Here is a 10,172-nt window from a genome sequence, read left to right as displayed (position 1 = left end):
GGAAGTTAACTTTTCGATGGTAAGTATTAAAAAAATAACTGAATAACCTATCTAAAGCTACTACCCCAATCAAAAAAAACAAAAAATAGGGTAAGATATTAATTTTTTGAAGCGATATTATTTCATCAATTAAGTATTGAAGAAAAAAAGGGTTCAGCGAACCAAATGCAATAGCTATCATACCTAAAAGAAATATGATAATCATATATCTTTTATAATTTTTTACACCATATTTTATAAGCCTTTTCGCAAATTTGTTCATATAATAACCTCCAATGATTCGTTTGATCAGTAGTTTGATTCTAAAAAACAATTGGAACAGCTTTTATATTTGGTTTTATCAAATGTTTTACTATATTCTTGTTGTGATACTGCTAAAAGATTTTCTAATTTTTCTTTACTTTCAAATACATTCCCTAATGAAAAATCATTATTATCAACTAAAAGCTAGCATGGAAAAATATTCATTTTTTAAATAAAAACACTCTTTAGAATTTTGAACCACTAACATAAATATCTAATGATAATTTGCTCACTATGTTCAAACACTTCTTGTCTTTTTAATCCTTTTTCCAATACTCTTTAAAAATTAAAAATGCATACTTACCAACTTTCATCAATATAACTTACAATTTCTCCAGGATTTAATGATTCGAAACCTGCGATTCCTTCATTATCACCTGCCCAAACAAAAACTCCCCTGATAGCAATACCACTGTCAATAAAATAACAATGAACTTTTTCATCTTTTATCCAACCTTCTGATTTTGTAATTAACCTTCTTCTCTTACAAACTCATAAGACCAAACACTATTTTTATCTTACCCTTTTCTATATGATTTTCAAGTAATTTTTTTATCAGGTTCAAATATAGATCAAAATATATTTTCAGAGATCGGCTCAAAAAACCTTATGTAAACTTTAATTAAGATGTTTTTTATCACGTTTTATACTCTGTTTTCGTTTTCTCTTTTTTGATGATAGTTACAGTATAGTTGATTAAAAAGGTAAAAGTTAATGAATATGGGCTTGTTAACAATAGAACCAAAGTAAATATTATGTTGTTTTTAAATGAAAATTTAGTCTACCGCTATTTCTTGTTTTTTTAATCGAATAGGGATAAATATATACATTAGCCCTATTATGCTACTTATAAGTCCAAAAACTATAAAAATATTTTGCAAAGGAAAGATAGTTGCTAATACTCCAGCTAAAGCAAAAGAAAAAGGTCTTAAAGAATTGTCCATCGTAGAACGTAAGGCAAAGACTCGTCCTCTTGTATCTTTTGGCGTTCTTCTTTGAATTATAAGATTTTCATTAACATTTACAATTTCACTCATAATTCCTAAAATAAGAAGAGAGAATAACGCATAAAGATATCTATTAGCTATCCCAAGAGACATTAAAGATAATCCTGAAAGTATACCGGCAATGGTCAAGGCTGTATATTTCATTTTTATTTCTTTAACAAATGAAAGGACAAGAGCAGAAATTAATGAACCTACACCTAACATTGCCTGCATAATTCCATACCCTGCGGAATCAACTTTCAATATTTGATCAGCTAATATTGGCAAAAAAACAAAAATAGTTGTACCGAAGAAATCAGCTATAATTTCTAAAAGTATTAACCATTTCAATTCAATATTAGACCATATCACTTTAAATCCATCTTTTATATCTGGCCACATTCGAATTTTTTTGTGAGTTTTTACTTCTTTTTTATTTATTTCTTCTATATTTATGAACATTTCAGATACAGCTGATAAAATAAATGTAATAGCGTCTATAAAAATTGCTCCTTTTATACCTACTAAAGAAATAAGTACCCCACCTATTGCCATTCCTATAATTTGGGAAAGTCTATCAGTCATTGAGATTAAAGCGTTTGCTTGAAAAAGATCTTTGTCATCAGCAATAACGGGTATCAAAGAGAGTAAAGCAGGGCCAAACAAGCTTCCGCAGATCTGTAATCCAAAAATTGCCAAAATTAACACCCATATTTGGAATAAATAAGTGCCAAAAAAGGAACCTAACAACAAGAGGATCACACCACATGTTATATCTGTTATAACAAGAATATTCCTTTTCTTCCACCTATCGGCCCAGACTCCTGCAAAAGGAGAAAAGATTATATTGACAACTGCTACCGTAGATAAAATAGCGCTAACTGCTGCAACTCCGCCTATCTCAGTTGCAGCAGACCAAAGAATAGAGATAAAAAAAATTGCTGTTCCTACACTTGAAACAAGCCTTCCAAAGAATAAAAGTAAAAAATTTCTATTCTTTGTTAAAAGGTTTAAACTTCCTTTAGAACCTGGCATTTTATCCCCCTTTCTTTCATTTTTCTCCAATCTCTCATAACCTTCTAATATTTTCTAAATAAAAGTAGTATAACTCTTTATCGAGATTGTCATAGGCAGTATAATAAGAGTCATTTTTTCTAAGTTTTTTATATATTTTTTTGAACATTATTATTCCCTCCTTTAATAATATTAAGTTATGAATCAATAATTTAAATAAATTATATCACCTTATTTTTCAAAAGTCAAGGTATAGAATAAAAAAATCAAATTATTTTTATTCTAAAATAAAATTATTAATTTAAATATTGAAAAATTATAAAAATATTTTAAGGAGTTTAGATAATTAAGGATATTGAAGATGAAAGAGATGAAAGAGCAGATAGAAATAATAAAAGTGATGGGAATGAAACCGAATTTTTCTGAATTAGCAAGTATATACGCAGTAGATAGAAGGACAGTGAAAAAGTATTACGAAGTATACGAAGGGAAAGCTAAGAAAAGGAATAAACCGGGGGTGAGCCGGTTTAAATTTTATCTAATAGAGAAGTATGATTGTCAGATCTAACATATATTCCAGTAGTAGAAATTGTAGTATGTCCCAATATGTAACGTACCTCTTCTAGATTTTTCCCCGAGTTAAGAAGCCTTTTAGCGCAAGTGTGCCTAAGCGCGTGAGGGGTGGCATTCAAATAATTTATATTTTTATACCCTTTATTTTTCAATTGATCAATTTTTTCATTGACTTTTATAACATATTTTTTGAATCTACGCTCCATAGTTCGAGAAGAGAAAGGAACATCATTGTTATTGGAAAATATATACTCCTTATTTTCAGAAAAAGATAATAGTTCTTCTGCATACTCTTTTGAAATTTTAAGATACCTTTCTTTATTTCCTTTCCCTTTTACTATAATTTCAGCGTAATTTTGATTAAAAACGATACTTTCTTTTTTCAAAGATAAAGCTTCTGATATTCTTAATCCTGTATTTAATAGTAGAGAATAAAACATCCTATCAAAAATATCATCGATAACGGAGAAAAATATTTTTATTTGATCTTCGGTTAGCCCTTTAGGTACATCGCTTGGAATTTTAGTACTCGCATCTTTCCAATAATTTTTTCCTGTTATTTCTCCGTTTTCATACAGATAATTTAAAAAAGATTTTAAAACTACTATTCTAAGTTTTATAGTTCTTTGAGAGAGATTGGATATCTCTTGTAAATATTTTAGAAAACAGGTTCTATTTAATCCATATTTTATTACGTACTTTTTATAATTATTCAAAACTTTTTGATATTCTTTTATAGTTGAATCAGCACGTCTTTTTACAAATTTCAGGTAGGATAAGAACTCGTCTATATATTCATTTATTTGATCATTATTAATTTCATTATTATACGATGTTTCATTCATAGAATTCCCCCTGAAGATGCCAATATTAATTTTTCAACTATTGCACAGAATCTATAATGTCATCTATCGTTTTTCTTATTGAATTTAGTTTTCTTTTTGATTCTTCTTTATTTTTGTCATAAGAGTAGATGTAAATCTTAAGTTTTGGTTCTGTTCCCGAAGGTCTAACTGCATACCAAGAACCATCATTAAACCAGAATCTTAAAACATTTGATGAAGGGATCTCCGTAATTACCTCTGTCTTGTTTTCGTATAAATAATACATTTGATTTTTTGAATAATCGGCGTACTTAGCTAATTTTAAATCAGATATCTGTTTGGGAAAATTATATCTAAATTTTTCCATTATTCTATTAATTCTTTCCTGCCCTGCAATTCCTTCTAGAACTAAAGAAAAATTATTTTCTAATTCATATCCAAACTCTTTATAAATATCCTCTAGAACTTCTAACAAATTTTTACCCTTATTTTTGTAATAGCCAACCATTTCTGAAATTAACATAGATGCAATAACGCCATCTTTGTCTCTAACGAAATCTCCCATAACATAACCTATACTTTCTTCAAAACCAAATAAGAATTTATACTTTCCTTCCTTTTCTAGTTCATTTTCCTTTCCACAGATATTTTTAAAACCCGTGAGTGTCTCAAACACAGTTATCCCATATTTATCAGCAATTCTTTTTGATAAATCTCCTGTAACTATAGATTTTATAATTGCCGAGTTAGTATCTAAACTTTTATTTTCTTTTTTACTCTCTAGAATGTAGTTTACCAACAAAGCACCTACTTGGTTACCGTTAGGCATTTTATACTCATTGTTATTTAATACTTCAATAGCTGTTCTATCACAATCTGGATCATTTGCTAATAGTAAATCTGCGTTTTTCTGATCACCTAATTTTTTTGCCTCTTCAAAAGCAACTTCATATTCCGGGTTTGGATTAGCAACACTTTTGAAATCTGGATCAGGAAGTTCTTGTTCTTTGACAACAAAAACATTGTTGAACCCTCTATCTTTTAATACACGTCTGACAAAGTAGTTTCCGGTACCGTTCAATGGAGTATAAACTATGTTGATGTTTTTATCAATCTCTTTATCTCTTAAAGCTAAACTCTCAACTCTTTTTAAATATTCTTCGTCTAGTTCTTTTGGAACATATTGAAGTAACTTCTTTTTTATAGCTTCATTTTCAGGAATTTTCTTGATTTTATCAAAATCGTAGCCAATTTCTTCTATTTTTTCTACTATACCGTTGGCTACATCATCTAAAATTTGTGAACCTTGATCCCAATAAACTTTGTATCCATTGTAATTTTTAGGATTATGACTCGCTGTAACTACAATACCCGCTGTAGTTTTTAAGTATCTAACAGCAAAAGAAAGTACTGGCGTTGGTCTTATATCTTCAAACAAATAAGCTTTTACGCCGTTACCAGCAAAAATTAGTGCACACTGTTTAGCAAATTCTTTTGAAAAATGCCTCACATCGTAAGCTATAACAACTCCCATATTCATTCTTTCATGTCCAAAATCCTTTATATAATCAGCAAGAGCCTGAGTTGCTCTTCCCACAGTATAAATGTTCATCATGTTGGTACCAATTCCTAACTTTCCTCTTAAGCCGGCTGTTCCAAACTCTAAGTCTTTGTAAAATCTCTCTTTTATTTCTTCGTCGTTGTTTTCGATTTTTTTCAACTCTTTTTTTGATTCTTCATCAATAATAGGATTATTGAGCCAATTATAATAAATTTTCTTGTAATCTCTCAAAATCATTACCTCCTGTCTTTTGCGTATACACTCCCACTTTCATTTCAAATATTACCTTTTTTTAACTCTTGTGATAAAATGAAAATATCCTAATCATCGAAATATTTTTCACTTAGCGTTTCTAACTTCTTAGAGTGTAATATATTTACATTTAGATTATACCATCCTTCAATTAAAATAATTTACAGGTCTTTAAAAGCATTATAAATGTTATTACAAACTTTTTCTATGACACTTTTTGGACACCCTATGTTCATTCTAAAATAACCTTTCCCTTCTTCTCCAAAAATGCTTCCTTCTTCTAATCCAACTTTTGCTTTGTTTACAAGCATTTCTTTTATCTTTTCTTCATCTCCATACGCTCTAAAATCTAACCACATTAAGTATGTCCCTTCGGGCTTTGTAATTTTTACTTTCGGTAGCTTATCATTAAAAAAGCTTATTACAAAATCTATATTATTTTCTAGATAAATTAGTAGCTCTTTAAGCCAACCTTCACCTTTTTCATATGCTGCTTTGGCAGCTATCATGCCAAATATATTTAGGCTACTACTTGAAATACTTTCAATAGTATTTTTGTATTCGTTTCTTAATTCATTGTTTGGGATAACTACATACGAGGCCTTTAAGCCTGCTAAGTTAAAAGTTTTACTTGGAGCATAAAAGGTTAGTGATTTTTCTTTTATTTCTTGAGAAATAGATACAATAGGGATATGTTTGTTACTTGGATATATAAGATCTGAATGTATTTCATCCGATAATAGAATAACGTTGTGTTTAACACATAGATCACTTAATTTTTCAAGCTCTTGTTTTGTCCACACCCTACCAACTGGATTGTGAGGATTACAAAGTATGAATAGTTTCGTTCTTTTATCGGATAACTTTTTCTCTAAATCCTCATAATCCATTATATAATTTCCGTTTTCTATTTTTAGAGAGTTACGTAATATCTCTCTTCCGTTAGATTTGATGATGTTATAAAAGGGATAATAAACTGGTGTTTGAATTACTACTTTATCTCCAGGTTTTGAAAAAGCAAGAATCGCTATTTTTAAAGCATCAACAACTCCATCTGCTGTTATTATCCATTCTTTACTGATATTCAACTCATGTCTTTTTTTAACCCAATTTACAAAAGAATCAAAATAATTATCATCTATCATTGGATAGCCAAATACCCCATGATCTGCTCTTTCTTTCAAATTTTGTATAATTTCGGGAGGAGACTTAAAATCCATATCAGCTACCCACATAGGGATGATATCTTCCCTTCCATATAACTGTTTTAAAGCCTTCCATTTAGCTGATTCTGTATTTCTTCTATCAATTATTTCATCAAAGTTATATTTCACTCAAAGATTTCTCCTTTATTGAATAAGTATTTCTTAAAACAGTTATATTAGCCTTTCTATAAACCGCAATAATTTCAGCCAAAATTGAAATAGCAATTTCTTCAGGAGTTTCCGCACCTATTGGAATCCCAATAGGTTGATAAATTTTGTCTACGTAACTTTTTGAAACTCCTCTCTTTAATAAGTTTTCTTTCATTTTTAATGTTTTTCTTAATGAACCAATTACACCCAAATAAGCGAAAGATTTACCTTCTAGCAATCTTACAACATCTTCGTCTAATGAATGCTGGCGAGTTAGAACAACTACATAAGTGTTCTTATCAAAATTTATTTTCTTAAAGGCTTCATCTAAAGAACAAATTATAGTTTCTGTCCAAGAAATGTTTTGCTGATTAGCCAAATCTTCTCTATCATCCCAAACGATTGTTTTAAATCCCGTTATACTTGCAACTCTTGCTAAAGCTTTACCTACGTGACCAGCTCCAAATATTACTATTTTTGGTTCGTTTCCCAATGGTTCTAATAGAACGCTTATTTCCCCACCACAAATAGATTTTCCATCACTTTCTTTTTCTCTTAGTACTGCGTCATAAATTTTAGGCTCTATTTCTCCTTTTTTTATCATTTCATTTGCTTTTTCTATAACTTCTTTTTCTGAAGGGCCTCCGCCAACTGTTCCTATTGTTGAGCCGTCGGCTCTAACCCACATACTTGCTCCAATATCTCTTGGGGTAGAACCTACTGCTCTAATAACCGTACATAGAACGCCCGATTTCCCTTCTTCTATTTCTTTGTTTATAATTTTTAATAATTCAATATTCATTAAAACTCACCTTTTGCGGCTCTAAATACATTTCTCATTAGTATTGCTGTTGTCAAACTCCCAACTCCTCCAGGAACGGGAGTCAAATTACATATTTCAGAAACATCTTGTGAAACATCCCCTACTACCTTGCCGTTAACAACATTTATTCCTACATCGATAACGGTTGTTCCTTCTTTTACAAAACTTTTATCAACAAAATTGGCTCTACCTATTGCTGCTACTAATATATCAGCTCTTTTTGTTACTTCTTTTAAATTTTCTGTTTTTGAATGGCAAACTGTTACAGTAGCATCCCTACCGCGTTTTTGAAGCAGTATAGCAGCAGGTTTTCCAACTGTAGTGCTTCTTCCGATTATAACTACGTTCTTTCCTTTAACGTCTATAAAATCTTCTATAATTTTTACTACTGCTTCTGCTGTACAAGGTATGAAAAGTTCTTTTTCATAAAACATTGAACCTATATTGTATAAACTGACTCCTTCTACATCTTTAAATGGGGAGATGTTTTTTGCAATATCTAATTCTGTAAAACCTTTTTTCAAAGGTCGAGCAACAAATATTGCATGAGTATTTTCATCTTCGTTATGTCTTTGAAGATCTTCTACTAGATTATTGCTTTCAACAATTTCTAAGTTTATTCCATATTTTTTCGCACTTCGTTTCTGGGAATTTAGATAAGATAAAGTAGACTTATCAGGTTCAACAACTAAACTAACAAGTTTGGGTTCGAAAGTCAACTCATTTTTTATAATATCTATTTCTTCTTTAATTTTTTTTATTGTGTCTTTTACATCGATAAACATTTTAAACCTCCTATACTTTTTAACTTTTTAAGATAATCCAGAGATGTCACCTTTTTCATCTATGTCCATATTAACAGCGTTTGGAACTTTTGAAAGTCCAGGCATTCTGAGTATATCTCCAGCCAATGCAACAACAAATCCAGCACCAGCGGATAATTCAAAGTCTCTTATTGTAAATGTATAATCTTTTGGAGCTCCTAATTTATTCGGATCATCTGAGATTGAATTCTGTGTTTTAGCTATAATTACAGGAAGTTTATCATAACCATACTTTTTAAGATATTTTAATGAAGATAAAGCAGAAGATGTGTACTCTACCTTTCCAGCGCGGTATATATTTTTTGCTAATTTATCTATCTTTTCTTCTATAGGATCTGCAAAATTGTATATGGGAGTAAAGTTTGATTCCTTTTCAGTTAGTCTAACAACTTTTTCAGCTAAATCAATAGCTCCTTGAGAACCCTTTTCAAATCCCTCATTGACACTAGATTCGACACCTAATTCTTTGCAAAAATTTTCAACTATGGAAATCTCTTCTTCTGTGTCTGAATAAAATTTGTTTATCGAAACAATTACCGGAAGATTAAACTTCTTCAAATTTTCTACGTGGACTTGTAAATTGGCTAAACCTTTTTTCAAATTCTCCGTATTTGGAGTATTCAATTCATCTTTCTTTTGTCCTCCATGGTACTTTAGTGCTCTTATCGTTGCAACAAGAACTGTAGCTGATGGTTTCAATCCGAAAGTAGGTGAAACAAAGTCATAGAATTTTTCAGCTCCAAGATCTGATCCAAAACCAGATTCAGTGACAACATAATCAGAAAGTTTTAATGCGAGTTTAGTTGCAAGTATTGAATTAGTTCCGTGAGCTATATTTGCAAATGGCCCACCATGAACAAAAGCAGGAGTGTTTTCTATAGTTTGAACTAAATTTGGATTTATAGCATCTTTTAATAAGACTGTTAATGCCCCTTCAATTTCTAAATCTTTCACAGTTATAGGTTCACCTTTTCTATTTCTTGCAACTACTATATTGGATAATTTGTTTTTTAACTCTTCCATATTCTGGGACAAGCATAGTATGGCCATAATTTCTGATGCAGCGGTAATTATGAATCCATCTTGTCTTGGATAACCGTTTTTTCTTCCTCCTAGTGCTACTATAATTTCTCTTAGGGCTCTATCATTCATATCCATCGCCCTAGGCCATGAAACCCTTGTAGGGTCTATATTCAATTTATCGTACTTGATATAATCATCTATAACAGCGGAAATTAGATTATGAGCGGATGTTATGGCATGTATGTCTCCTGTAAAATGGAGGTTAATATCTTCCATTGGAAGAACTTGTGAATAACCACCACCTGCTGCTCCACCTTTTATTCCCATTACCGGTCCCAACGAGGGTTCTCTTAAAGTTACTAATGAATTCTTATGGATCTTATTTAAAGCCATTGATAAAGATATACTTGTGGTGGTTTTACCTTCTCCTGCAGGCGTAGGAGTAATTGCTGTAACCATTATTAGTTTCCCATCTTCTTTAAATTTTAGTTCGTTTAAATAATTATGAGATACCTTTGCGATATTTTTTCCGTATAAACTATAGTATTCTTCAGAAATGTCTAATTCGTTAGCTATGAGTTCGATTCTCTTTAATTTTGCTCCCCTTGCGATTTCAATATCTGTAAGCATTAAA

At 30.6% G+C, this 10,172-nt stretch carries 7 protein-coding genes and 2 pseudogenes; 1 reads left to right on the top strand and 8 read right to left on the bottom strand.

Annotated elements, in window-relative coordinates; all coding sequences use genetic code 11:
- Window positions 1–262, bottom strand: a pseudogene (locus PW5551_RS09055) (ABC transporter ATP-binding protein); the annotation flags it as partial.
- Window positions 263–1,079: 817 nt separating this feature from the next.
- Window positions 1,080–2,324, bottom strand: a complete 1,245-nt coding sequence (locus PW5551_RS09050) for an MFS transporter (RefSeq protein ID WP_113075456.1) — start codon at window positions 2,322–2,324, stop codon at window positions 1,080–1,082.
- A gap of 340 nt (window positions 2,325–2,664) precedes the next feature.
- Here PW5551_RS09050 and PW5551_RS10335 point away from each other — a divergent pair.
- A pseudogene (locus PW5551_RS10335) lies at window positions 2,665–2,817 on the top strand (IS21 family transposase); the annotation flags it as partial.
- 13 nt (window positions 2,818–2,830) lie between these two features.
- Here the strand turns inward: PW5551_RS10335 and PW5551_RS09040 are convergent.
- The 6 genes from PW5551_RS09040 to PW5551_RS09015 all read right to left on the bottom strand — a co-directional run bounded on the left by PW5551_RS09040 (window position 2,831) and on the right by PW5551_RS09015 (window position 10,168).
- Entirely contained in the window at window positions 2,831–3,721 is an 891-nt protein-coding gene (locus tag PW5551_RS09040) for a tyrosine-type recombinase/integrase (RefSeq protein ID WP_113075454.1), read from the bottom strand.
- Window positions 3,722–3,758: 37 nt separating this feature from the next.
- Entirely contained in the window at window positions 3,759–5,492 is a 1,734-nt protein-coding gene (locus PW5551_RS09035; RefSeq protein WP_113075453.1) for a phospho-sugar mutase, read from the bottom strand.
- A gap of 182 nt (window positions 5,493–5,674) precedes the next feature.
- Window positions 5,675–6,847 (bottom strand): MalY/PatB family protein, encoded by a 1,173-nt coding sequence (locus PW5551_RS09030; RefSeq protein WP_113075452.1) that lies wholly within the window; start codon window positions 6,845–6,847, stop codon window positions 5,675–5,677.
- Window positions 6,837–7,670, bottom strand: a complete 834-nt coding sequence (locus tag PW5551_RS09025) for an XdhC family protein (RefSeq protein WP_113075451.1) — start codon at window positions 7,668–7,670, stop codon at window positions 6,837–6,839. The genes PW5551_RS09030 and PW5551_RS09025 overlap by 11 nt, the downstream gene beginning before the upstream one ends.
- Window positions 7,670–8,476 (bottom strand): bifunctional 5,10-methylenetetrahydrofolate dehydrogenase/5,10-methenyltetrahydrofolate cyclohydrolase, encoded by an 807-nt coding sequence (locus PW5551_RS09020; RefSeq protein ID WP_113075450.1) that lies wholly within the window; start codon window positions 8,474–8,476, stop codon window positions 7,670–7,672. The genes PW5551_RS09025 and PW5551_RS09020 overlap by 1 nt, the downstream gene beginning before the upstream one ends.
- 27 nt (window positions 8,477–8,503) lie before the next feature.
- Complete coding sequence (locus PW5551_RS09015; RefSeq protein WP_113075449.1) at window positions 8,504–10,168, bottom strand: formate--tetrahydrofolate ligase; 1,665 nt, start codon at window positions 10,166–10,168, stop codon at window positions 8,504–8,506.
- Window positions 10,169–10,172 lie beyond the last annotated feature (4 nt).

It is taken from the genome of Petrotoga sp. 9PW.55.5.1 (assembly GCF_003265365.1).
Taxonomy (GTDB): domain Bacteria; phylum Thermotogota; class Thermotogae; order Petrotogales; family Petrotogaceae; genus Petrotoga.
The sequence above is the reverse complement of the archived record's forward strand: the minus strand, read 5'-3'. Positions and strand labels throughout refer to the sequence as shown.